General features: G+C 67.9%; 22 protein-coding genes. 9 read left to right on the top strand and 13 right to left on the bottom strand.

The genetic code is table 11. The annotated features are described in order from the left end of the window. Positions 1-119 precede the first annotated feature (119 nt). The gene (locus AC3WG5_RS00185; RefSeq protein WP_008952541.1) at positions 120-668 is read left to right on the top strand and encodes a PQQ-dependent catabolism-associated CXXCW motif protein; all 549 of its coding nucleotides are present in this window, start codon (positions 120-122) and stop codon (positions 666-668) included. 125 nt (positions 669-793) lie between these two features. Here AC3WG5_RS00185 and AC3WG5_RS00180 read toward each other — a convergent pair whose 3' ends face one another. From AC3WG5_RS00180 to AC3WG5_RS00165, 4 genes are read right to left on the bottom strand one after another with little or no spacing between them, the layout of a single operon-like run. Continuing rightward, positions 794-1,570, bottom strand: a complete 777-nt coding sequence (locus tag AC3WG5_RS00180) for an ABC transporter permease (protein ID WP_492567376.1) — start codon at positions 1,568-1,570, stop codon at positions 794-796. After that, entirely contained in the window at positions 1,567-2,292 is a 726-nt protein-coding gene (locus tag AC3WG5_RS00175; RefSeq protein ID WP_008952543.1) for an ATP-binding cassette domain-containing protein, read from the bottom strand. The genes AC3WG5_RS00180 and AC3WG5_RS00175 overlap by 4 nt, the downstream gene beginning before the upstream one ends. Continuing rightward, positions 2,289-3,263 carry a YVTN family beta-propeller repeat protein gene (locus tag AC3WG5_RS00170; protein WP_008952544.1) on the bottom strand — a complete coding sequence of 325 codons (975 nt, stop codon included), beginning with the start codon at positions 3,261-3,263 and terminating at the stop codon, positions 2,289-2,291. Before AC3WG5_RS00170 ends, AC3WG5_RS00175 begins: the two co-directional genes overlap by 4 nt. A gap of 26 nt (positions 3,264-3,289) precedes the next feature. Then, the gene (locus tag AC3WG5_RS00165) at positions 3,290-4,459 is read right to left on the bottom strand and encodes an ABC transporter substrate-binding protein (RefSeq protein ID WP_492567375.1); all 1,170 of its coding nucleotides are present in this window, start codon (positions 4,457-4,459) and stop codon (positions 3,290-3,292) included. Positions 4,460-4,668: 209 nt separating this feature from the next. Here AC3WG5_RS00165 and AC3WG5_RS00160 point away from each other — a divergent pair, with 209 nt between their 5' ends. From AC3WG5_RS00160 to AC3WG5_RS00150, 3 genes are all read left to right on the top strand, one after another. Next, complete coding sequence (locus AC3WG5_RS00160; RefSeq protein ID WP_482584137.1) at positions 4,669-6,429, top strand: PQQ-dependent methanol/ethanol family dehydrogenase; 1,761 nt, start codon at positions 4,669-4,671, stop codon at positions 6,427-6,429. A gap of 51 nt (positions 6,430-6,480) precedes the next feature. Continuing rightward, entirely contained in the window at positions 6,481-6,801 is a 321-nt protein-coding gene (locus AC3WG5_RS00155) for a c-type cytochrome (RefSeq protein WP_008952547.1), read from the top strand. Between the two features lie 106 nt (positions 6,802-6,907). After that, positions 6,908-7,561: a response regulator transcription factor gene (locus AC3WG5_RS00150; RefSeq protein WP_008952548.1), complete on the top strand. Its 654-nt coding sequence runs from the start codon at positions 6,908-6,910 to the stop codon at positions 7,559-7,561. Positions 7,562-7,769: 208 nt separating this feature from the next. Here the strand turns inward: AC3WG5_RS00150 and AC3WG5_RS00145 are convergent, their stop codons facing one another. Beyond that, positions 7,770-9,359, bottom strand: coding sequence for a methyl-accepting chemotaxis protein (locus AC3WG5_RS00145; protein WP_492567374.1), 1,590 nt, complete (start codon positions 9,357-9,359; stop codon positions 7,770-7,772). A gap of 310 nt (positions 9,360-9,669) precedes the next feature. Here AC3WG5_RS00145 and mltA point away from each other — a divergent pair, with 310 nt between their 5' ends. Genes mltA through AC3WG5_RS00130 form a run of 3 tightly spaced genes read left to right on the top strand, consistent with a single transcriptional unit; the run spans position 9,670 to position 15,161 of the window. After that, entirely contained in the window at positions 9,670-10,917 is a 1,248-nt protein-coding gene (gene mltA / locus AC3WG5_RS00140; protein WP_482584140.1) for a murein transglycosylase A, read from the top strand. Positions 10,918-10,930: 13 nt separating this feature from the next. Next, positions 10,931-12,028, top strand: a complete 1,098-nt coding sequence (locus tag AC3WG5_RS00135; protein WP_492567373.1) for an efflux RND transporter periplasmic adaptor subunit — start codon at positions 10,931-10,933, stop codon at positions 12,026-12,028. Positions 12,029-12,038: 10 nt separating this feature from the next. Then, entirely contained in the window at positions 12,039-15,161 is a 3,123-nt protein-coding gene (locus AC3WG5_RS00130) for an efflux RND transporter permease subunit (RefSeq protein ID WP_492567372.1), read from the top strand. 59 nt (positions 15,162-15,220) lie between these two features. Here AC3WG5_RS00130 and AC3WG5_RS00125 read toward each other — a convergent pair whose 3' ends face one another. Further along, positions 15,221-15,679 carry an outer membrane beta-barrel protein gene (locus AC3WG5_RS00125; RefSeq protein WP_492567371.1) on the bottom strand — a complete coding sequence of 153 codons (459 nt, stop codon included), beginning with the start codon at positions 15,677-15,679 and terminating at the stop codon, positions 15,221-15,223. Positions 15,680-15,811: 132 nt separating this feature from the next. On the opposite strand from AC3WG5_RS00125, the gene AC3WG5_RS00120 reads away from it, so the two are divergent. Continuing rightward, positions 15,812-16,399, top strand: a complete 588-nt coding sequence (locus AC3WG5_RS00120) for an RBBP9/YdeN family alpha/beta hydrolase (protein ID WP_492567370.1) — start codon at positions 15,812-15,814, stop codon at positions 16,397-16,399. A 45-nt stretch (positions 16,400-16,444) separates the two neighbouring features. Here the strand turns inward: AC3WG5_RS00120 and AC3WG5_RS00115 are convergent, their stop codons facing one another. Next, the gene (locus tag AC3WG5_RS00115) at positions 16,445-17,155 is read right to left on the bottom strand and encodes an alanyl-tRNA editing protein (RefSeq protein WP_492567369.1); all 711 of its coding nucleotides are present in this window, start codon (positions 17,153-17,155) and stop codon (positions 16,445-16,447) included. Between the two features lie 93 nt (positions 17,156-17,248). Further along, a complete protein-coding gene (locus tag AC3WG5_RS00110) occupies positions 17,249-17,884 on the bottom strand; it encodes a LysE family translocator (protein ID WP_482584146.1) in 636 nt (211 codons plus the stop codon). Between the two features lie 134 nt (positions 17,885-18,018). Here AC3WG5_RS00110 and AC3WG5_RS00105 point away from each other — a divergent pair, with 134 nt between their 5' ends. After that, positions 18,019-18,474 carry an Lrp/AsnC family transcriptional regulator gene (locus tag AC3WG5_RS00105; protein WP_008952557.1) on the top strand — a complete coding sequence of 152 codons (456 nt, stop codon included), beginning with the start codon at positions 18,019-18,021 and terminating at the stop codon, positions 18,472-18,474. 48 nt (positions 18,475-18,522) lie between these two features. Here AC3WG5_RS00105 and AC3WG5_RS00100 read toward each other — a convergent pair whose 3' ends face one another. The 5 genes from AC3WG5_RS00100 to fdx all read right to left on the bottom strand — a co-directional run bounded on the left by AC3WG5_RS00100 (position 18,523) and on the right by fdx (position 21,205). After that, positions 18,523-18,930 carry a DUF2799 domain-containing protein gene (locus AC3WG5_RS00100; RefSeq protein ID WP_492567368.1) on the bottom strand — a complete coding sequence of 136 codons (408 nt, stop codon included), beginning with the start codon at positions 18,928-18,930 and terminating at the stop codon, positions 18,523-18,525. Positions 18,931-18,962: 32 nt separating this feature from the next. Continuing rightward, on the bottom strand, positions 18,963-19,589 hold the full coding sequence (udk, locus tag AC3WG5_RS00095) for a uridine kinase (protein ID WP_492567367.1): 627 nt from the start codon (positions 19,587-19,589) through the stop codon (positions 18,963-18,965). Between the two features lie 109 nt (positions 19,590-19,698). Next, the gene (locus tag AC3WG5_RS00090; RefSeq protein WP_492567366.1) at positions 19,699-20,352 is read right to left on the bottom strand and encodes a glutathione S-transferase family protein; all 654 of its coding nucleotides are present in this window, start codon (positions 20,350-20,352) and stop codon (positions 19,699-19,701) included. 215 nt (positions 20,353-20,567) lie between these two features. Further along, the gene (iscX, locus tag AC3WG5_RS00085; RefSeq protein ID WP_008952561.1) at positions 20,568-20,762 is read right to left on the bottom strand and encodes a Fe-S cluster assembly protein IscX; all 195 of its coding nucleotides are present in this window, start codon (positions 20,760-20,762) and stop codon (positions 20,568-20,570) included. A 101-nt stretch (positions 20,763-20,863) separates the two neighbouring features. After that, positions 20,864-21,205 carry an ISC system 2Fe-2S type ferredoxin gene (gene fdx, locus AC3WG5_RS00080; protein WP_008952562.1) on the bottom strand — a complete coding sequence of 114 codons (342 nt, stop codon included), beginning with the start codon at positions 21,203-21,205 and terminating at the stop codon, positions 20,864-20,866. Positions 21,206-21,208: the final 3 nt, after the last annotated feature.

The raw sequence follows: 21,208 nt of genomic DNA, 5'->3' as shown, positions 1-21,208 counted from the left end.
TGACGTCTCTGCGGACGTTCGCACCTCATCTTGAACCTTCGCCGCGTAAAACGAAAGTCGAATAGCGCGCGCGCGCGCGCCGCGCCATGCTGCAGTGTACCGTCTGCCGGAGAGCTGCCATGAGCCTGTCCCGTCTCAGCGTTGCCCTGCTGTTGTCGCTGGGCTCCACCATCGCCGTCGCTGCCGAACCGGTGCCGCTGCCGGACGGCTACCGCCTGCAGCACTACCGCGCCCCGACCCCGGCCAAGCTGCCAGGCGCCACGGTGCTCGACAGCCAAACCCTGCAGGCGCTGATCGCGATACACCACCCGCTGTTGCTCGACGTCATGGCCGCCAACCGGGTGCCGGACGCCGCGGGCGGCAGCCGCTGGGTGCCGGCCACGCCGCGTCGTGACCTGCCCGGCAGCGTGTGGCTGCCCAACGTCGGCTACGGCGAGCTCGAGCCCGCCATCGAGCAGTATTTCCGCCGCCAGCTGGAACGGCTGTCCGGCGGCGACCTCGACCGGCCGCTGGTGTTCTACTGCCTGCGCGACTGCTGGATGTCGTGGAACGCGGCGCGCCGGGCGTTGAGCTACGGCTACCGCGCGGTGTACTGGTACCCGGACGGCAGCGACGGTTGGCAGGAAGCCGGCCTGCCGCTGGTCGACGCCGTGCCCGCTCCGCTGTGAAAGTTTTGCCGCACTTGCCGTCCTGTCCGCGCGGGTGACGCCATCGCCTGGCGCGCGGGACGGCGTCACGGCGGGCATCGCCGCCTCGAGATCGCCACGCGCAGTAGAAATTTTCATCAGCGCTCTCAAGCGCGTTGGCGCGGGCGGTAGCCCAGCAGCGCCAGGGTCAGGCACACCGCCGTGGCGAGCACGGTATGATTGGCCGCCTCGGTCTGCCATTGGCCGTACAGCGCGAAGCGGATCATTTCCACCGCGTCGGTGAACGGGTTGAAGCGGCACAGCTGGTACACCCATTCGCTCGCCTCCTGCATCTTCCACAGCGGATACAGCGCCGAGGACAGGAAGAACACCGGAAACACCACGAAATTCATCACCCCAGCGAAGTTCTCGATCTGGCGCACCTGCGACGACAGCACCATGCCGGCCGCCCCCAGCATCAGCCCGGTCAGCACCAGCGCCGGCAGTACGCTGGCAAAGCCGCTCCACGGCAGGTCCACCCCGGACAGGCGCGCGATCAGCAAGAAGGCGTACACCTGCACCAGCGACACGCACATGCCGGCGAACAGCCGCGCAAACAGCAGGAAGGGCAGCGGCTCGGGGCAGGTCAAGAGCACGCGCATGCTGCCCATCTCGCGGTCGTACACCATCGACAGTGAGTTCTGCATGCCGTTGAACAGCTGCACCATGCCCACCAGCCCCGGCACGATGTAGACGTCGTAGGTGATGTAGGTCTCGTAAGGCGGGGTGATGGCGATGCCGAGCGCGGCGCGGAAGCCGGCGGCGAACACCATCAGCCAGATCAGCGGCCGCACCAGCGCGCCGAAGAAGCGCGAGCGCTGCTGCAGGAAGCGGCGCAGCTCGCGCACGATGATGGCCCACAACACGATCCACTTGGTCTTCATGACACCGCTCCGGTACGTAGGTCGAACCAGCTCGCCAGGTTGTCGCAGCCGGACGCGCCCAGCAGCGGCGCCACCGCGCCGCTGGCGAGCAGGCGGCCGCGGTGCAGCAGCGCGACGTGGTCGTGCTGCGCGTCGATTTCGTCGATCAGGTGGGTGGCCCACAACAGCGCCAGCCCCTCGTCTCGCACCAGCCGGTGCAGGTGGCCGATCAGGAACTGGCGCGAGGGCAGGTCGAGTCCCACGGTGGGCTCGTCGAGCAGCAGCAGCGCCGGGCGATGCAGCAGGGCGCGCGCGATCTCCACGCGGCGGCGATGGCCGCCGTTGAGGTCGCGCACGCGGTCGCGCCGGCGCGCGGCGAGGTCGAGCCGTTCCAGCTCCTCGCCGATGCGCTGGGCCAGCGCCTTGCCGTGCATGCCGTGCAGCGCGCCGAAGTAGCTCAGGTTCTGCTCGACGCTCAGGTCGAGGTCCAGCGTCGACTGCTGGAACACCACGCCGACGCGCGACAGCGCCGCGGCCTGCAAAGGTTGGCCGAACACCGTGATGCGGCCCGATTTCACCGCCAGCAACCTCGAGAGCAGGCCGAACAGCGTGCTCTTGCCGGCGCCGTTGGGGCCCAGCAGGATGCAGCACTGGCCGGCCTCCACCGTCAGGCTGATCTGGTCGAGCGCCAGCCGCTCGCCGTAGCGGTGGCTGAGCGCCTCGATGGCGAGCGCGGCGCTCATGATCCGCTCACCGCCACCCCCCAGGGGTAGCGTCCCACCGGGATCGACTTGAGCACCTTGAGCGCGGCGGTGTCGATCACCGAGACGTCGTTGCTGATGCCGTTGGTGACCCACAGCTGCTTCTCGTCGGCCGACAGTTCGGCATGCCACACGCGCCGCCCCACCAGCAGGTACTTCACCGGCTGGAAGGTCTTGGCGTCGATCACCGCCACGTGGTTGGCCGGTCCCAGCGGCACGAAGGCGTACCGGCCGTCGCGGGTGAGGCGGATGCCGACCGGCTGGATGCGGTCCTTGGGAATGCCGGTGATGGCGAAGGAAATGGTCTTGATGCGCTTGCGGCTGGCGACGTCGATCACCGATACCGTGCCGCCGACCTCGGCGCTCACCCACAGCAGCTTGCCGTCGGCGGAGAAGCGCGCGTAGCGCGGGCGCTGGTCGACCAAGGTGCTGTCCACCAGCTTGCGCGTGGCGGTATCGATCCAGTGCACCATATTGGTGGTTTCCGAGGTGTTCACCGCCCAGCGCCCGTCCGGGCTCACCGCCATGCCCTCCGGCTCCACGCCGACGTCCACCTGGCCGGTGACGCGGCGGCTCGCCACGTCGATGATGGTCACCACGTTGCTGTTCTCGTTGGCGATGTACAACGACTTGCCGTCCGGCGCCAGCGCGAACTGCTCCGGGTCCTCGCCCGAAGGCAGGTTGTGGGTGATCTTGCCGCTGGCCAGATCCATCACCTGCACCGTGTTGTCGTCGCTGGCGCAGATGAACAGCGACTTGCCGTCCTTCGACAAGGTGATGCCGCGCGGGCGCTTGCCCACCTTCAGGGTTTTCACCACCTGCAGCGTGCTGCTGTCGATCACCGACAGGGTATGGTCCTTCTCGTTGGAGACGTAGACGTTGGCGGCCATGGCCTGCGACGCGGCGAACGAGGCCAGGAGCAGGGCGGCGAGACGGGAAAGAGGGTGGGGCATGGCGGTTCCTTGGGTGGCGGGGCAGCTCAATGGCCCGGGCATTTCACTTCCGGGGCGTCGAAACCCAGGGTGTCGAGGTCGGTGCGCGGGTGCAGGAAGCCGTCCTGCGGCGACAGGCTCACCAAGGAACGCGGCTGCGCCACCATCATCGGCTGGCGCAGTTCGCCGTTCCACGGCCGATACGACAGGGTGCGGCCCTTGAAGCCGGCGAGCTGGAACTCAGGCCCGCGGATGTAGGCGGAGAGTTTGGCGGTCTCGCTGCTGGCGGTGCGGCTGGCCGCTTCGCCGACGCTGCGCACTGCCGCCCAGGCGGCGTAATCGACCGGCTGCATCGGGCGGTGGCTCTGCTGGCGGAAACGGTTCTGCAACTGCACCGCGCCCCACTGCTCGGCGGCGGCATGCCAGCCGCCGGCCACCAGCCCCTGGGTGCCGGCCACCGGGCGCGGCAGCCAGGTGCGGTAAGACAGGTAGTCGCCGAAGTCGCCGCTCTCGTCGGCCACGATCAGCACGTCGTAGTCGCCCACCTGGGTGAATACCGGCACCTCGCCCTGCGCGGTGCGGCGCGCGTCGTGGCCGTACTTCCACACCTTCTCGCCGACGATGCGGCCGCCAAAGCGCTTGGCGGCGCGGCGCACCGCCGCGGCGTAGAGCTGGTCTTCCGGGCGCGGCCCGCTCACCAGGAACCACTTGTTCCAGCGCCGCGTCGCCAGGTACTGCGCCAGGGCGTCGGCCTGCATCGCGCGCCCCGGCAGCGTGTGCAGCAGGTTGGCGCGGCACTGGCTCTGGCGCAGGCGGTCGTCCGGGGCGCCGGCGTTGAACCACAGGTAGCGCCCTGCGGCGGGCTGCGCCATCAGGCGGTCGATGGCGCCGGCGCTGACATTGAGCACCACGAAGCCGGCGCCGCTCTTTTGCACCTTGGCCAGCATGTCGGCGCCGCTAGCGCCGGTCGGCACCGCGATGCGCGCGAGCTCGAAGCGCTGCTGCAGGAATTTGCCGGTGGTGTTGTTGTCGCTGATCGCCAGCTCGGCGCCGGCGCGTCCCAGGTCGTCGGGTACCGGTTCGATGTTGGCCAGCGGATTGGTCGCAACGCGGGCCTCTTCCAGGTAGGTGAGGCGGATCGTGGTCTGGGCCGCCGCCGGCAGGGCCAGCAGGCCGGCGGCAAGGCAGAATGCAAGGCGGACGGGGAGCGCGGGCATGGCGGTTTCTTCAACGGGTGGGAGGGGTGCTTGAAGATTGGCCCGGCCGTTGCCGGGCGTCCATTCGACTTAAGTCGCATGCCCCGGGGGCGTTTCTGCGACTTAAGTTGAATTGGCGATCAGGGAGGTGCTGCCGAGAATTCAGGGGGACCGGAGCGCTTTCAGACCCGGCAACCACTACAAAATCGGAGAGCCAGATGAGAAACAGCATGCCGACGCGCACGTGGCGTCTGACCACCCTTTCCACCTTGCTGGCTTCGGCCATGCTGGCGCCGCTCGCCACGGCCGCTGTCAGCGACAAGGACATCCTCAACGACAGCAAGACCACGCAGGACGTGGTGTCCTATGGCATGGGCCCGCAGGCGCAGCGCTTCAGTCCGCTCACCCAGATCAACGCCAAGACGGTGAAGAAGCTGGTGCCGGCCTGGAGCTTTTCCTTTGGCGGCGAGAAGCAGCGCGGCCAGGAAGCCCAGCCGCTGGTGTACGACGGCGTGATCTATACCACCGCCTCGTATTCCCGCGCCTACGCCGTCGATGCCCGTACCGGCAAGAAACTGTGGGAATACAACGCCCGCCTGCCGGACGGCATCATGCCGTGCTGTGACGTCATCAACCGCGGCATGGCCATCTACGGCGATCTGGTGTACTTCGGCACGCTGGATGCGCGCCTGGTGGCGCTGGACCGCCACACCGGCAAGGTGGTGTGGACCAAGAAAGTCGGCGAATACAAGGAAGGCTATTCCTACACCGCCGCGCCGATGGTCGTGAAGGGCAAGCTCATCACCGGCGTCTCCGGCGGCGAATTCGGCATCGTCGGCAAGGTCGAGGCGCGCGATGCGCTGACCGGCGAGCTGGTGTGGTCGCGTCCGGTGATCGAAGGCCACATGGGCACGCTCAACGGCAAGGAAAGCACCATGACCGGCAAGCTGAACGCCACCTGGGAAGGCGATCAGTGGAAGCAGGGCGGCGGCGCCACCTGGCTCGGCGGCACCTACGATCCGGAAACCGACACCATCTTCATGGGCACCGGCAACCCGGCGCCGTGGAACTCGTGGACGCGCAAGGGCGACAACCTCTACACCGCCTCCACCCTGGCGCTCAACCCGGACACCGGCGAGATCAAGTGGCACCTGCAGACCACCCCGCACGACGGCTGGGACTTCGACGGCGTGAACGAATTCATCCCGTTCGACCTGAAGAAGGACGGCAAGGTGATCAAGGCCGGCGCCAAGGCCGACCGCAACGGCTTCTTCTTCGTGGCCGACCGCACCAACGGCGACCTGCTGGGCGCCTACCCCTTCGTCTCCAAGATCACCTGGGCCAAGGGCTTCGACCTGAAGACCAAGCGCCCGATCTACAACGACGAAGGCCGTCCGGGCAACCCGTTCGACCCCGCCTCGCAGGGCGCTGACGGCAAGGGCAAGCCGGTGTTCTCCGCACCGTCCTTCCTGGGCGGCAAGAACTGGATGCCGATGGCCTACAGTCCGAAGACCGAGATGTTCTACGTGCCCAGCAACGAGTGGGGCATGGACATCTGGAACGAGCCGATCACCTACAAGAAGGGCGCGGCCTACCTCGGCGCCGGCTTCACCATCAAGCCGCTCTATGAAGACCACATCGGCGTGCTGCGCGCCATGGATCCCAAGACCGGCAAGATCAAGTGGGAATACAAGAACCCGGCTCCGTTGTGGGGCGGCGTGATGACCACCGCCGGCAACCTGGTGTTCACCGGCACGCCGGAAGGTTTCCTCAAGGCGTTCGATGCACAAACCGGCAAGGAGCTGTGGAAGTTCCAGACCGGCTCCGGCATCGTCGGCAGCCCGATCACCTGGGAAATGGACGGCCAGCAGTACGTTGCCGTCGTCTCCGGCTGGGGTGGCGCGGTACCGCTGTGGGGCGGCGAAGTGGCCAAGAAGATCAATACCATCACCCAGGGCGGCAGCCTGTGGGTATTCAAGCTGAGCCAGTAATCGAGTAGTCGCCGGCGGCGCGCCGTGGCGTGCCGCCGGCAGGAGAGAATCATGTTGAAAGCATTGCATATCGTCGTGGCGGGCCTGGTCCTGTTGCCCGCTCTGGCCTCGGCCGAGCCCTCCGCCGGGGAATCGCTGGCCAAGAAAAGTGGCTGCTTCGCCTGTCACAGCGTCCAGCGAAAAGTGATCGGTCCTGCTTACAAGGACGTGGCCGAGCGTTATGATGGCGAGAAGGGCGCAGCCGACAAGCTGGCCCTCAAGGTCAAGGAAGGGGGCAGCGGTGTCTGGGGCAGCGCCGGCATGCCACCGCAAGCCCAGCTCAAAGACGAGGATATCCATCACATCGTCGAATGGATTCTGAGTCTGAAATGATTCCGAGCCGGCTGGGCATCACGCCCCGCCGGTTTGTTTTCGAGCCCGTCGCCACGCCGCGCGCCGCCCCCGCGCGGAAGGCCGAGGGCTCCAGGAGCCGTTCAAGATGGAAGCCACGGTGCTGATTGCGGACGACCATCCGCTGTTTCGCGAGGCCATGCGACTGGTGGTGTCGTCCGCGTTGGGCGAGGGCAGCGAGATCGTCGAGTGCGAGTCGCTCGACGCGGCACTCGACGCGGTGCGCCGCAACCCGGCCATCGAGCTGGCGATGATCGACATCAACATGCCGGGCATGGACGGCCTGGCCGGGCTCGCCCGGCTGCGCCAGCAGGCGCCGACGCTGCCGGTGATCGTGGTCTCGGCCGACGAGCGCCACAGCACCGTGGAGGCGGCGATGTCGGTGGGCGCCTCCGGCTTCATTCCCAAGTCCTTCTCGCGCGACAGCATGACCGAGGCGGTAAACGCGGTGCTGGGCGGCGACATCTACCTGCCGCCGTCGCTGGCCGACCGCGACACCGGGGTGCCTGGCAGCAGTCCCGAACAGTTGCAGGACCTGGCCAGCCGTCTCGCGCTGCTTACCAAGCAGGAGCGCTGCGTGCTCGACTACATCGTCGGCGGCAAGTCGAACAAGGTGGTGGCGATCGAACTCAACATCGCCGAGAGCACCGTCAAGGCCCACGTCTCGGCCATCCTGCGCAAGCTCAAGGTCTCCAGCCGTACCCAGGCGGTGATCAAGGTCGGCGCCTTGCTGCGCATGTGACGCGCCGCGCCGGCACCGTTCTGGCCGGAGCCATTCCCTTGGAACCCGTTCCCGATCTTGCTGCGCAGCCCTGATCAGGGCTCATGTGCCCTGCGTGCAGAGATTCGCTCCGCGATCGGGAATCCTCATGCGCTCCCCAGTCCATGAGGGTCCCTGCGCTGCTCTTCACCCCGCTGAGGGTTGCTCGCGACAGATCGCGAGCAGGTTCTTAGAGCGACTTCTCGAAATGCGCCACCAGGCTCTTCAGTGCCTTGGTGGTGTCAAACAGCTTGCCCACCGCGTCCGCCGCCTGTTCCACGCTGTGCGCGTTGCTTTCGGTGATGGCGCTGACTTTCTCCATGTTGTGCGCCACCTCGTTGGAGGCCTGCGACTGCTGGTTCAGCATCGCCGCGATGTCGCGGGCGCTGTCGGCGACCCCGAGGCTGGCCTGCTCGATCTGGCCCAGGCTGGCCGAGGTCTCGCCGATCAGCGCGCTGGCCTGGCCGGTGACCTGGCTGGCGCTATCGATCGAGGACAGGGCGCCGTGGGCGTGCAGTTGCACCTGACCGATCGAGGCGCTGATCTCGGCGGTGCTGTTGCTGGTGCGTTCGGCCAACTTTCTGACCTCGTCCGCCACCACGGCGAAGCCGCGTCCCTGCTCGCCGGCCCGCGCCGCCTCGATCGCCGCGTTGAGTGCCAGCATATTGGTCTGGTCGGCGACGTCCCGGATCAGCTCGGTGACCGAGCCGATGCGCGCCACGGCCTCGTGCAGGGTGGCGATGGTGTCGCGTGCCTGGGCGATGACGCCGCGCAGGTCGTCGGTGCGTTGCAGCGAGTGCTGCATGCGCTCGTTGCCCGCCTGGACCAACTGGCGCGCGGTGGCGGCGTGCTCGGAGCCGAGGCGGGTGGAGTCGGCGATCTCGTTGACCGAGACGGTGAGCTGCTCCAGCGCGGCGGCCACCTGGGCGATGTCGTTGCTCTCGTCCTTGGCGCGCGCGCGTAGCGTCTCGGCCTGCTCGCCGATGCGCTGGGCGTCCTGGCCGATACGCTCGGTGGCCGACACCACGTCGGCGAGGATGGCGCGCAGGTTGATGCGGGTGGTTTCCAGACGCTGCAGCAGCATGGCGCACTCGCGCGGCCCCTGCTCGGCGATCGGGGCCTTGAAGTTGCCTTCGCCGAAATCGGTCAGCGCCGCGTCGGCGCGCCGCAGCGTGGCGCGTACCCGTTGCTGCAGCAGCAGCGTCGCCGTGCCGCTGGCCAGCAGCACCAGCAACAGCCCGCCCTCGCGCAGCAGGGGGGAGGCGGGCCAGGCGCAGGCCGCGCCCAGCAGCACCGTCGCGGCGAGGATCGCCAGCTGCCATGTCAGCCAGGAGGCATGGTGCTGGCGCCGGGTGGCCGGAAAGGTGGCGCGGCCGGCGTTGATCTCGCGGTACAGCCGCTCGGCTTCGTTCACCTTGTCGCGTGCCGGGGCCGCGCGCACCGACATGTAGCCGACGTGCCGGCCGTGCTCGGTGAGCGGGGTGACGTAGGCATCGACCCAGTAGAAGCCGCCGCCCTCGGCGCGGTTCTTCACCAGACCCTGCCAGGGATGGCCGTCCTTGATGGTGTCCCACAGGTCCTGGAACGCCGCCGGCGGCATGTCGGGGTGGCGCACCACGTTGTGCGGCTGGCCGATCAGCTCCGCCTCGGCAAAGCCGCTGATCTCGACGAAGGCAGGGTTGGCGTAGGTGATGCGGCCCTTGAGATCGGTCTTGGTGACGATCGGCCGGCGCGGGTCGAGAAACAACTCCTGCTCGGTGACCGGAAGGTTCTTGCGCATGCTGCCCCCTTGGATGGAAGGAATGGCGGCCGGAGGACCGGCGCCATGGCAAACGAATTATTCTTATGGCATTGGATGGATACTTCTAACATCTGTTCTAGCTGAAGTTATCCGTACTGCAAGCCGTGTTTTGGCGCGCCGGACGACGCTCGGCCAGCGGCCTGAACTCGCCGCCCCCGCCGCGGGTCTACCCTCCCTCCTGCTCATGGCGCCCCGGGACGGTTACAATCGGGGTCGACGTGTTCCCTTTATTACGAGCCGCCCGCCCCGGCTAAGGTGGTGGTCGGCCGGCATTCATCGAGTCGCAAGCGTGATTTCCAGAAAACTCAGTCTGTTGTTGCCGGTACTGCTGCTGGCGGCGTGCGCCGTGGCGCCGCGCCCGGCGGATACCTCGGTTCGTTTCGAAACGGCCAGCGTGGCCGAACTACCGCAGTGGCAGCAGCAAGCCGCGGCCGAGTCGCTGACGGCGTTGCAGCAAAGCTGCAAGGCGGTGGCGAAAAAGCCGGAATGGAGCGGCGTGTGCCGTACCGCCGCCGCCGTTCCGGCCAACGACGCCGCCGCCGTGCGCCGTTTCTTCGAGACCCATTTCCAGGCCTGGAAGCTGCGCGACGGCGAGCGCGACAGCGGGCTCATCACCGGCTACTACGAGCCGCTGCTCAACGGCAGCCGCGTCAAGACGGCGCGTACCCCGTACCCGCTGTACGGCGTGCCGGCCGATCTCTTGACGCTGGACGTGCCGCCCGCCGAGCGCGCCAAGAGCGTGCTGGTGGCGCGGCGCGGGCCGGGCAACAAGCTGACGCTGCGTGCCGGCGCGACCGTGGCCGGTCCCGGCGAGGTGGAGGTGCGGCCGGCCGACTTCCCCAGCGACGGCCGTACCAACAAGCTGCGCGGCCGCCTCGAGGGCCAGCGCCTGCGGCCCTACTACACCCGCGCCGAGATCGAGCAGGGCCAGGGCGTCGCCAGCGCCCCGGTGCTGGCCTGGGTGGAAAACCCGGTCGAGCTGTTCTTCCTGCAGGTGCAGGGCTCGGGGCGCATCCAGCTCGAGGATGGCAGCTTCCTGCGCGTCGGCTACGCCGAGCAGAACGGCTACGCCTACCAGTCGATCGGCCGCTGGCTGGTGGACCGCGGCGAGCTGACGCTGGCCGACGCCTCGATGCAGGGCATCCAGGACTGGATCAAGGCGCATCCGGGGCGCCAGCAGGAGCTGTTCAACGTCAACCCGAGCTACGTGTTCTTCAAGCCGCTGGCGCACGCCGACGGCGGGCCGCTCGGCACCCTGGGCGTGCCGCTCACCGACGGCTACAGCATCGCCGTCGACCCGCGCTACATCCCGCTCGGCGCACCGGTCTACCTGTCCACCACTTGGCCGCTGTCGAACCAGCCGCTGGTGCGGCTGGTGCACGCGCAGGACACCGGCGGGGCGATCCGCGGGGCGATCCGCGCCGACTTCTTCTGGGGCTTCGGCACCGAGGCCGGCATGTACGCCGGGCGCATGAAACAGCCGGGCAGCCTGTGGATCCTGCTGCCCAAGGGCATGAAGCCGAGCCAGGCCATCTGATCCGGACCCGACCATGAAACCAACCCCGTTCCTCCTCATCCTGTCCTTGCTGGCGCTGACCGCCTGCAACGAGTCCTCGTCCTCCGCCGCCAAGGAGGAGGGGACCAAGGCGCCGCCGGCACGCGAACTGGCCGCGGGCGACGTGCTGGTCGCCAAGGTGGCACCGCTGGCCGACTCCCTGGCCTTCACCGGCACCCTCAACGCGCTCGACAGCAGCACCGTCGCCGCCGAGGTGGAGGCGGTGGTGCGCGAGGTGGCGGTGCGCGAGGGCGAACGGGTGCGGCGCGGCCAGTTGCTGGCGCGGCTCGACAACGAGACCCTGGCGCAGAGCGTGGCCGAGCAGGAGGCGCAACTCGCCAACAGCCGGGCACGGCTGGGCTTGGCGCGCGTCAAGCGCGACAAGCAGCGCGAGCTGTACGACCGGGGCTTCATCTCGCGCCTGGCGTTCGAGGAAGTGGAGAGCGATTTCCAGGTGCGCGTCGGCGAGCTGAAAGCCCAGGAGGCGCAGCTGGCGCGCGCGCGCAAATCGCTGGGCGATACCCGCCTCAGCGCACCGATCGACGGCGTGGTGTACCAGCGCGCCATCAACCCGGGGGAGCTGGCGCAGCGCAATACGCCGCTGTTCCGCATCGCCGACCTGTCGGTGCTGGAACTGGCGGCCAGCGTGCCGGCGCGGCTGGTCGGCAAGCTGCACGTCGGCCAGCATGCCCGTTTCAGCGTCGAAGGGTTGGCCGAAGAATTCGACGCCGAATTGGTGCGGCTCAACCCGGTCGCGGCGGGCGGTACGCGCAGCTTCACCGTCTACCTGCGCGTGGCCAACCGCGACGGCCGGCTCAGCGCCGGCCAGTTCGCCAAGGGCGGCATCGTGCTCAACGAGGTCGCGGACGCCGTCAGCCTGCCGCTGGCGGCGCTGCACGACCTGGGCGGCAAGCCCTGGGTGCTGCTGCTGGAGCACGGTCGCATCGTCAAGCGCCCGGTCAGCGTGCGCTTGCTGGCCGAGGGCGCCGGGCGCGTCGCCGTCACCGGCGTCAAGCCGGGCGAGACGCTGTTGGCCGCCAACCTGCTGGGCGTCAATCCGGGCGATGCGGTGACGCTCGCCGGCGCACGCTGAGGACGCCGCCATGTGGTTGACCCGCGTCAGTATCCGCAACCCCTACTTCGCCACGGTGCTGATGCTGGCACTGCTGGTACTGGGACTGTTCGCCGCCTGGCGTCTGCCGGTGGAGGAGTTTCCCGACATCCGCTTTCCGGTGGCGGTGGTCAGCACCACCTACAGCGGCGCCTCGCCGGAGGTGGTGGAGAGCGAGGTGAGCCGGCCGCTGGAAGAGGCGATCAACACCATCAGCGGCATCAAGCACATCCGCTCCTATTCCTTCGAAGGCAGCTCCACCATCGTGGTCGAGTTCGAGCTCTCCACCGATCCCAACGTCGCGGTGCAGGACGTGCGTGACCGTGTGGGCTCGGTGCAGGGGCGTTTCCGGCGCGAAATCTCCACGCCGACGGTGTCGCAGTTCAACCCCAACGACCAGCCCCTGCTGTCGATCACGCTGAGCTCGCCCGAGGTCAGCCCGCGCACCCTGACCACCTGGGTCGACAACGTGCTGAAGAAGCGGCTGCAGACCGTGTCCGGCGTCGGCGAGGCCAAGCTGGTGGGCGGCGCCAAGCGCGAACTGCGCATCGACCTCGACCCCTACCGGCTCGAGGCAGCCGGGCTGTCGCTGCCCGAGGTGGCGGCGGTGCTGCGCCAGGCCAACCAGGACTACCCGGCCGGCGACGTCGGCACCAGCAGCCGCGAGCTGTCGGTGCGGGTGGCCGGCAAGCTCAAGTCGCCGGCCGACTTCGCCGCGCTACCGCTGGCCTGGAAGAACGGCAACCCGGTGCGGCTCGCCGACGTGGCCGAGGTCAGCGATGCCGAGGCCGAACCCTCCAGCGTGTCGCTGATCGACGGCAAGCCCGCGGTCGGGCTGGAAATCCGCGCCGCGCGCGGCGCCAACGTGGTCGAGGTGGCGGACGGCGTGAAGCGGGTCATCGCCGCCGAGCGCGGCCAGATGCCGCCGGGGACGGTGGTCACCTACACCTACGACAAGTCGCAGGACGTGAAGAATTCGCTGGCCGACGTGCGCGCCACGCTGATCGAGGGGGCGGCGCTGACGGTGTTGATCGTGTTCCTGTTCCTCGGCAGCTGGCGCAGCACGGTGATCACCGGGCTGACCCTGCCGGTGTCGCTGATCGGCACGCTGTTCGCGGTGCAGGCGCTGGGCTTCACCCTCAACCTGATGACGCTGATGGCGCTGTCGCTGTCGATCGGGCTGTTGATCGACGACGCCATCGTGGTGCGCGAGAACATCGTGCGCCACGCCAACATGGGCAAGGGCCATTTCCAGGCGGCGCTGCAGGGCACCGAGGAGATCGGCCTGGCGGTACTCGCCACCACGCTGACCGTGGTGGCGGTGTTCCTGCCGGTCGGCTTCATGGGCGGCATCATCGGCAAGTTCTTCCACGAATTCGGCCTCACCGTCACCGTGGCGGTGCTGATCTCGATGCTGGTCAGCTTCACCCTCGACCCGATGCTGTCCTCGCTCTGGCACGACCCGCACCACCACGGCGACCGCCACAAGGGCCCGCTCGGACGCCTGCTCGACGGTTTCGAGAACTCGCTCGACAGGTTGGCCGAAGGCTATGTGGGGGTGATCCGCTGGGCGCTGGGCCACCGCAAGACGGTGCTGGCGGCGGCGCTGGCGCTCACCGTCGGCAGCTTCGCGCTGGTGCCGGTGATCGGCGGCGAGTTCCTGCCGCGCGAGGACAAGGGCGAGTTCGCGCTGAGCTTCAAGACCGCCCCCGGCTCCTCGCTGGCCTACACCGAGGGCAAGGCGCGCGAACTGGAGCGTACGCTGCGCCGCCTGCCCGAGGTGAGGTCGGTCAACATCACCGTCGGCGGCGGCCGCTTCGGGGCCAGCAAGAACGAGGGGCGGCTCATCGTCAACGTCGGCAGCAAGAAGCAGCGTCAGCGCGACCTGTTCGCGCTGATGGACGCGGCGCGGCGCGAGAGCGGCCGGCTCGCCGGGGTACAGATCCTGTCGATCGAGGAACTGGGCAAGAAGGGCGGTGGCGGCAAGCCGGTCAACATCGGCCTGCGCGGCAGCGACCTCGCCCAGCTCGAGCAGGCCGCTGCCGACCTGCAACGCCGGCTCGTCGCCATTCCCGGCGTCAGTGACATCGAGTCCAGCCTGAGCGAGGCCGACCCGGCGCTCAACGTCGAAGTACGGCGCGACGCCGCCGCCAGCCTCGGCATCGACCTCGCCGCCGTCGGCGAGAGCCTGTCCACGCTCTTGGCCGGCAACGTCGTCACCACCTGGGAGGCGCCGGACGGCGAGAATTACGACGTGCGCCTGCAGGTGCCCAAGGAGCAGCGCCGCGAGGGCCTGCTCGACGTGCTGACCGTGGCCGGTCCCGCCGATGCCCAGGGCCACAAGCCGATGGTGCCGCTTTCCACCGTCTCCGCCACCCGCAACGCCGAGAGCCCGCGCCAGATCGACCGCGTCGACCTGCTGCGTGAGGTGACGCTGACCGCCAACGTCTCCGGCCGCGACACCGGCTCGGTGTTCGCCGACATCGGCAAGCTCACGGCGTCGCTCAAGCTGCCGCCGGGGGTGACGCTGGCGCAGCAGGGCGAGCGCCAGGACATGCAGGAATCGCTGGGCTTTGCGGTGCAGGCGCTGGCGATGGGGGTGATCTTCATCTACATGATCCTGGTGGCGCAGTTCCGCAGCTTCTCGCTGCCGCTGTCGATCATGGTGGCGCTGCCGCTGGCCTTCGTCGGCGTGTTCCTGGGGCTGCTCGCCTTCGGCTCCACGCTCAACATGTTCTCGGTGATCGGCATCGTCATGCTGATGGGGCTCGCCGCCAAGAACGGCATTCTGCTGGTCGACTTCATCAACCAGTCGCGGCGCGAGGGCATGACGCGTGAGGACGCCATCGTCGAGGCCGGACGGGTGCGGCTGCGCCCGATCATGATGACCAGCCTGGCGATGATCTGCGGCATGCTGCCCCTGGCGCTGGGCGCGGGCGAGGGCTCGGAGTCGCGCGCGCCGATGGCGCACGCCATCATCGGTGGCATGGTGACCTCGACGCTACTGACGCTGCTGGTGCTGCCGGTGGTGTACACCTACCTCGACGGCCTGCGCGAGCGGGTGCGGCGGCTTATGGGCGGCAAGCGCGGCGGGAAGGTGGAGCGGGTGTCGTAACGCAGGGCATGGGCGTAAAAAGGCCGGGCTAAGCCCGGCCTTTTTACGCCCGAGGGGGCTCAATAGAAGCGGTAGGTCAGCCCGAGCGACAGCAGGTCAACATCGGATTGGCCGGTCTTGTCGGAGTCGCCAACCTTGTGGAAGCGCTCCCACTCCGCGCGTAACGCCAATTCCTTGGTGAAGGCGTAGTTTACCCCGAGGCCGTAGGTCAGATCGCTGTTACGCGCGCTGTCGCTGGCCGAACGACCTCCTGCCGAGGCCGAGATTTCGGTCTTCAGGCTGTAGACGCCGAGCTTGCCGAATGCCGAGAACTGTTCGGTGATCGGCAGGATGCCGACCGCGTCGATGAACAGCCCATCCTTCACCTTCACGCTGGCGCTGACCGAGGTCGGAGTAATGGGGGTGCCATCAACCGCCGTCACCGTGGTGTGGGCATCGAAGCGGCCGAGGTCCAGATAACCGCCTTCCACCGCGAAATACCGGTTGAACTGGTAGCCGGCGAACAGCTTCCAGCCCATGTGGCGACGAGAAGGAGGGTGGTCGAAAATTTTAATACCTATTTATTATTAAAAAACAAAAAATCATTATTTTTAGAAATATAGTGACTGCGATATAGTCGCCTCATCGCCTTTCCTCCCCGGGGCCGCACCATGCGCCACGACTACGCCGACTTCGACTTCATCATCCAGCCCGGCTGGAACAACTCCGCTCCCGAGCACTGGCAAAGCCACTGGCAGCACAGCCTCGGCGCGCGCCGCGTCGACAATGAGGAGTGGAACACGCCGCGGCTGGAGGACTGGCTGGAGGGGCTCGACCGCGCCGTCGAGGCGAGCCGCCGCCCGGTGGTGGTGATCGCGCACAGCCTGGGCTGCGTCACCGTGGCCCACTACGCCCTGCGCCACCCGCACAAGCTGGCCGGCGCGTTGCTGGTGGCCCCGGCGGACGTCGAACGCGCCAGCGCCCCGCCGGCACTGCTACCCTTTGCGCCGTTGCCCGAAGCGGCGCTGCCGTTTGCCGCGCGCATCGTCGCCAGCGACAGCGATCCGTTCTGCCTGCCGTTGCGCTCAGCACGCCTCGCCAGCCTGTGGCAGGCGCCGCTAGTGTGGCTGCGCCATGGCGGCCACATCAACGTGGCGTCCGGCCATCACCAGTGGGAGGAGGGGCTGGCCGAGCTCGACGCCTTGCTGGATGCCGTGAGTGCCCGGCAGGGCGGCGGGGCTCAACAGCGGCAGGCCTGAGCCGGGAGGGCGCCGTCTGGCCGCCCTCGCGGCGGGCTGGGTGCTTCACTCCGCCAGCGCCACCACCACACGCTTGTTGCGTGCCCCCTTGCTCTCGATCTTCTTGATCACGACCGGGCCGATCTCGCCGGTGCGGGCCACGTGGGTGCCGCCACACGGTTGCAGGTCGACGCCATCGACCTCGATCAGGCGGATCTCCGGCAGTTCCAGCGGGGGCGTGACCGACATGGTCTTGATCAGCTCCGGCTGCGCCTTGAGCGCCTCGCCCGAGGTCATCACGACCTTCACCGCGCGGTCCTCGGCGATCAGTCGGTTCAGTTCGCGTTCGATTTCGTCGCGATCCAGCACCATCCCTTCCGGCAGGTCGAAGTCGAGCCGGCCCGACTCGGTGGTCAGGTTGCCGCCGGTGACGCCGGCCTTGATCACCACCGACAGCAGATGCAGGCAGGTATGCACGCGCATGTGGCGGTGGCGCCGTGCCCAGTCCAGCTCCAGCGTCACTTGGGTGCCTTCGGCCAACCTTGGGGCATCGACCGCCACCAGGTGCACGATGTCGCGCGTGGCCTTGTCGCGGCGTGTGTCCAGCACCGTCAGCACCTTCCCGTCCGCCGTGCTCAGCGTGGCGCAGTCGCCCGGCTGGCCGCCGCCCAGCGGGTAGCACAGTGTCTCTTCCAGCACCACGCCATGTTCGTCGTGGCGGCGCACCCGGGTCTCCAGCCGGGTCTGGTATGGATCGCGGTAGAAGGCTTCCTGCATGATCTCTCCTGAATGCGGGTGATGAACCCTACAGAGTGGGGACGCGGCCTCCACTTGGCAAGGCACAGTGGCGCCCGCTGTCAGGCATACAGTTCAGCGCAACCCGCCCAGCCAGCGCAGCAGCTGCCACGCCGCCATGCCGAGCAGCAAGACCCCGGCCAGCCGGCTGATCAAGCGCCGCTGCGGCGTGCCGAGCCGCTCTCCGAGCCGCCCCGTGACCAGGGCCAGTAGCCCCCACCACAGTGCCGAGCCGGTAAAGACCCCGGCGATCATGCTCCAGGCGTCTGTCGCCGACAGCGCGCTGCGGCTTGCCGCCAGCGCCGCGAACACCCCGCTGAAGGCGACGATGGTCATCGGGTTGGCTAGCGTCAGCGCGAAGGTGGAGAGGAACAGCCGTGGCAGCCGCCCTCCCGGCAGCGCGGCGGCGCTGGTGGCAGCCGCTCCGCTTTGCAAGGTGCGCCAGCCGAGCCAGCCCAGGAACACCGCGCCGGGCAGGCTCAGCCACTGCTGCAGACCGTTCAGATAAGCCGACAGCACAGCGAGGCCGAAGGCGCCCAGCGCACCGTACAGCCCGTCGGCGCAGGCCGCGCCCAGCCCGCTGACGAAGCCCGCCAGCCGACCGTGCTGCAAGGTGCGCTGGATGCACAGCAGGCCGATCGGCCCCACCGGTGCGGCAATCGCCAGCCCCATCAGCACCGCCTTGGCGGCCAAGCCCCAACTGCTCTCCATGGATGTCTCCTCCCGAGTTTCTGATACGCCCCAGTGTGCCCGCGGCAGCGCCGCGCTAACATGGCGAAACACAGGAAGTTAGCAATGGCTGCCTGAAAAAATAAGGCTAAAATGAAAAGGGGGAGAAAATCGTCATGGAACTGGACCGGAAAAACTGGGCCATCCTAGAGGCCCTGCAGCAGGATGCCCGACTCACCCTGACCGAGCTGGCGCGCCGCGTCGCGCTGTCGGTGCCGGCGGTCACCGAACGCGTCAAGCGCCTGGAAGAGGCCGGCGTGATCACCGGCTACCACGCCGACGTGGCGCCGCAGCAGGTCGGTTACGGACTCTCCGCGCTGATCGGCATCAACTGCGCCCAACCCTACAAGAACCGCCTGCTCGACACGCTGCGCGCCGCACCGGAGGTGCTGGAATGCTGCCACGTCACCGGCAGCGACTCCTACATCATCAAGGTGGTGACGCGCGACACCCGCCACCTCGAGGCCTTCATCGGTCGCATCAACCACTTCGGCGAGACGCGCACCTCGATCGTGTTGTCGGTGCCGATCCCGCCGCGCGCGATCCAGCCCTGTACACCGGATGGCACGTGAGTCGGGGGCGGCGCGTCACGGGCATGGCGCCAGGCCGATGCGCGGGTCTCACCAGCGCGGATGGCGGTGCCAGGGGAAGCCCGGCCAGAAATCGTCGCGGTAATCCAGGCGGTACTCCAGATAGGCCGGGTAGTAGCGTTTGAGGAAAGCGGCTTCCAGCTCCGCCGGGCAGACGTTCTCGTAGCGCTCGCCGCGGCGGCCGACGCGCTCGCCGTTGTCCGGCGTGCAGTACTCGCGCAAGCCTTGCTCGCGTGCCGCCAGGTAGGCCTGGCGGTCGATGCCGAGGCCGAAGCGGGCGCAGGCCTCGACGTGCTTGTCCAGCCGCCACAGTCCGTAGCCCTGGCGACCGTCCTCCAGCCCGAGCTGGCTGGCGGGCTTGCTGCGGCACTCCTGCTCGTTGAGCGTAGCGCAACCGGCGAGCAGGACCGTCAGCGCAAGCAACAGGAAACGGGGCATCGGTTTCTCCATGATCCGGGAGGCACGGTGGCTCATCGTCGCACGGTGGCGACGCGCGCGGCGATCAGTTCGAGCGCCGGGTCGTTGGCGCCGTGCGGCAGGATGACGTCGGCAAAGCGCCGGGTCGGCTCGACGAACTGCCGATGCATCGGCCGCACCGTGGCCAGGTACTGCGCGATGACCTGCTGCAGGGTTCGACCGCGCTCGGCGATGTCGCGTTCCAGGCGGCGGATGAAACGGATGTCGTCCTCGGTATCGACGAACAGCTTGAGCGCCATGCACTCGCGCAGTACGGCGTCGTGCAAGGCCAGGATGCCCTCCAGCACGATCACCGGCGCCGCGGCGACAGCCTGGCTGCGCTCGGCGCGGCGATGGCTGGCGAAGTCGTAGTGCGGCATGGCGACCGGACGGCCTTGGCCCAGCGCGGCGAGATGCGCGCGTAGCAGCGCCCAGTCGAACGCGTCGGGATGGTCGTAGTTGGTCTGGGCGCGCTGCTCTGCCGAGAGCTTCGGCTGGTCGCGGTAGTAGTTGTCTTGCACCAGCAGGGCCACGTGCTCGCGACCGATGGCCTCGACCAGGCGGCGCGTCACGGTGCTCTTGCCGCTGCCGCTGCCGCCGGCAATACCGATGATGAAAGGGGGAAGTGGGGCTGGGCTCATGGCGCGCGTCCCGTCAGGCAAATACGCGCCATTCTAGAGCCTGCGAGGCGTCCGGTCACGGCCGGGTGCCGCCGCTGGCGAGGTCCCGGCGGACGGAGCAGGGGCGGCGTCAGGCGAGCGGCGTTCCCACTTCCGCTTCGGCATCGTCGTACCATTGCTGCATCGCCGGCAGCTCCAGGATGTGGTCGGCGTAGGCTTGGGAGCGCGACGGCAGCTCCACGTCGTAGCTGACGAAGCGCGTCACCACCGGCGCGTACATGGCGTCGGCGATGGTGAAATGGCCGAACAGGAACGGCCCGTTGTCCTGGTGACGGTGCAGCAGCTCCTCCCACATCTCGACGATACGGCGAATGTCGGCCGCCGCCTCCTCGGGCACGGCGAAACCGCTGTGGCGCGAGACGATGTCCATCGGCAGGTGCTGGCGCAGCGCGGCGAAGCCGGAGTGCATCTCGGCCGCGACCGAGCGGGCCAGGGCGCGCTCGGCCAGGTTCTCCGGCCACAGCCGGGCCGCCGGAAAGCATTCGGCCAGGTATTCGCAGATCGCCAGCGAATCCCACACCCGCAACTGGCCGTCCAGCAGCACCGGCACCTTGCCGGCCGGGTTGGCGGCCAGGATGCGGCTCTTGGTATCGGGCTGAAACAAGGGAATCAGCTGTTCATTGAACGGCTCGTCCAGCATCTTCAGCACCAGCCAGGGGCGTAGCGACCAGGAGGAGGAGTTTTTGTTGCCAATGACCAGGGTGAACATGGGAGTCTCTTTCATGACAGGTGCACTCCTCATTGTGGAAACAAAAACGCCCCGCGGCAAGGCAGGGCGTTTGGGGAAAGTTCAGGGCTGGTGAACGAAATCGTCCCACAGGGATTCCCTGCGGTCATCGCCGCGCCATGAGGCCAGTGCGAGAAGCGCCGCCGTACAAGCGGTACGGCGAGCATGACAGGACTGGGATCGGGGAGCGCAGCGGATGTATTCACAAGCTATCAGGCCACTTCGTCGATCCAGGCTTGCTGGATCGCTTCCAGCACCTTCTCGCCGCCGCGCTGATGGTCATCGTCAAACTCCGGCAGCTCGACCACCCAGTTGTGCAGGTCGGTGAAACGGATCGCGGTCGGGTCGACTTCCGGGTGGGCGTCGGCCAGTTCGATGGCGATGTCGTGGATGTCGGTCCATTTCATGGTTCGGCTCTCCTCAGAGCTTGTAAAAGAAATCGTCGCGCGCGGCCCTCAGTGGGCATGAGTCCCGATCAGGGAGGCGCAGCAGATTTATTCACAAGCGTTCAGTGGTTCTCGCGGGCGAGGTTGATGGTATAGCGCGGAATCTCCACCACCAGGTCCTCGTCGCTGACGATGGCCTGGCAGGACAGGCGCGAGTTGGCTTCCAGCCCCCACGCCTTGTCCAGCATGTCTTCTTCCAGCTCGTCGGCCTCGTTCAGCGACCCCATGCCCTCGCGCACCACCACGTGGCAGGTGGTGCAGGCACAGGACATTTCGCAGGCGTGCTCGATTTCGATGTGGTTTTCGAGCAGCACGTCGCAGATGCTCTTGCCGCTCTCGGCATCCTCGATCACGGCGCCTTCCGGGCACAGGTCGACGTGGGGCAGCACGATGATTCTTGGCATGGG

This window comes from Pseudogulbenkiania sp. FW507-F1 (genome assembly GCF_058781125.1).
This window is presented reverse-complemented; position numbering and strand designations above follow the sequence as displayed.

Bases quoted from the DNA above. Each gene is read 5' to 3' on its own strand.
- AC3WG5_RS00185 (WP_008952541.1), top strand. From the start codon at position 120: ATGAGCCTGTCCCGTCTCAGCGTTGCCCTGCTGTTGTCGCTGGGCTCC.
- AC3WG5_RS00180 (WP_492567376.1), bottom strand. From the start codon at position 1,570: ATGAAGACCAAGTGGATCGTGTTGTGGGCCATCATCGTGCGCGAGCTG.
- AC3WG5_RS00175 (WP_008952543.1), bottom strand. From the start codon at position 2,292: ATGAGCGCCGCGCTCGCCATCGAGGCGCTCAGCCACCGCTACGGCGAG.
- AC3WG5_RS00170 (WP_008952544.1), bottom strand. From the start codon at position 3,263: ATGCCCCACCCTCTTTCCCGTCTCGCCGCCCTGCTCCTGGCCTCGTTC.
- AC3WG5_RS00165 (WP_492567375.1), bottom strand. From the start codon at position 4,459: ATGCCCGCGCTCCCCGTCCGCCTTGCATTCTGCCTTGCCGCCGGCCTG.
- AC3WG5_RS00160 (WP_482584137.1), top strand. From the start codon at position 4,669: ATGCCGACGCGCACGTGGCGTCTGACCACCCTTTCCACCTTGCTGGCT.
- AC3WG5_RS00155 (WP_008952547.1), top strand. From the start codon at position 6,481: ATGTTGAAAGCATTGCATATCGTCGTGGCGGGCCTGGTCCTGTTGCCC.
- AC3WG5_RS00150 (WP_008952548.1), top strand. From the start codon at position 6,908: ATGGAAGCCACGGTGCTGATTGCGGACGACCATCCGCTGTTTCGCGAG.
- AC3WG5_RS00145 (WP_492567374.1), bottom strand. From the start codon at position 9,359: ATGCGCAAGAACCTTCCGGTCACCGAGCAGGAGTTGTTTCTCGACCCG.
- AC3WG5_RS00135 (WP_492567373.1), top strand. From the start codon at position 10,931: ATGAAACCAACCCCGTTCCTCCTCATCCTGTCCTTGCTGGCGCTGACC.
- AC3WG5_RS00130 (WP_492567372.1), top strand. From the start codon at position 12,039: ATGTGGTTGACCCGCGTCAGTATCCGCAACCCCTACTTCGCCACGGTG.
- AC3WG5_RS00125 (WP_492567371.1), bottom strand. From the start codon at position 15,679: ATGGGCTGGAAGCTGTTCGCCGGCTACCAGTTCAACCGGTATTTCGCG.
- AC3WG5_RS00120 (WP_492567370.1), top strand. From the start codon at position 15,812: ATGCGCCACGACTACGCCGACTTCGACTTCATCATCCAGCCCGGCTGG.
- AC3WG5_RS00115 (WP_492567369.1), bottom strand. From the start codon at position 17,155: ATGCAGGAAGCCTTCTACCGCGATCCATACCAGACCCGGCTGGAGACC.
- AC3WG5_RS00110 (WP_482584146.1), bottom strand. From the start codon at position 17,884: ATGGAGAGCAGTTGGGGCTTGGCCGCCAAGGCGGTGCTGATGGGGCTG.
- AC3WG5_RS00105 (WP_008952557.1), top strand. From the start codon at position 18,019: ATGGAACTGGACCGGAAAAACTGGGCCATCCTAGAGGCCCTGCAGCAG.
- AC3WG5_RS00100 (WP_492567368.1), bottom strand. From the start codon at position 18,930: ATGCCCCGTTTCCTGTTGCTTGCGCTGACGGTCCTGCTCGCCGGTTGC.
- udk (WP_492567367.1), bottom strand. From the start codon at position 19,589: ATGAGCCCAGCCCCACTTCCCCCTTTCATCATCGGTATTGCCGGCGGC.
- AC3WG5_RS00090 (WP_492567366.1), bottom strand. From the start codon at position 20,352: ATGAAAGAGACTCCCATGTTCACCCTGGTCATTGGCAACAAAAACTCC.
- iscX (WP_008952561.1), bottom strand. From the start codon at position 20,762: ATGAAATGGACCGACATCCACGACATCGCCATCGAACTGGCCGACGCC.
- fdx (WP_008952562.1), bottom strand. From the start codon at position 21,205: ATGCCAAGAATCATCGTGCTGCCCCACGTCGACCTGTGCCCGGAAGGC.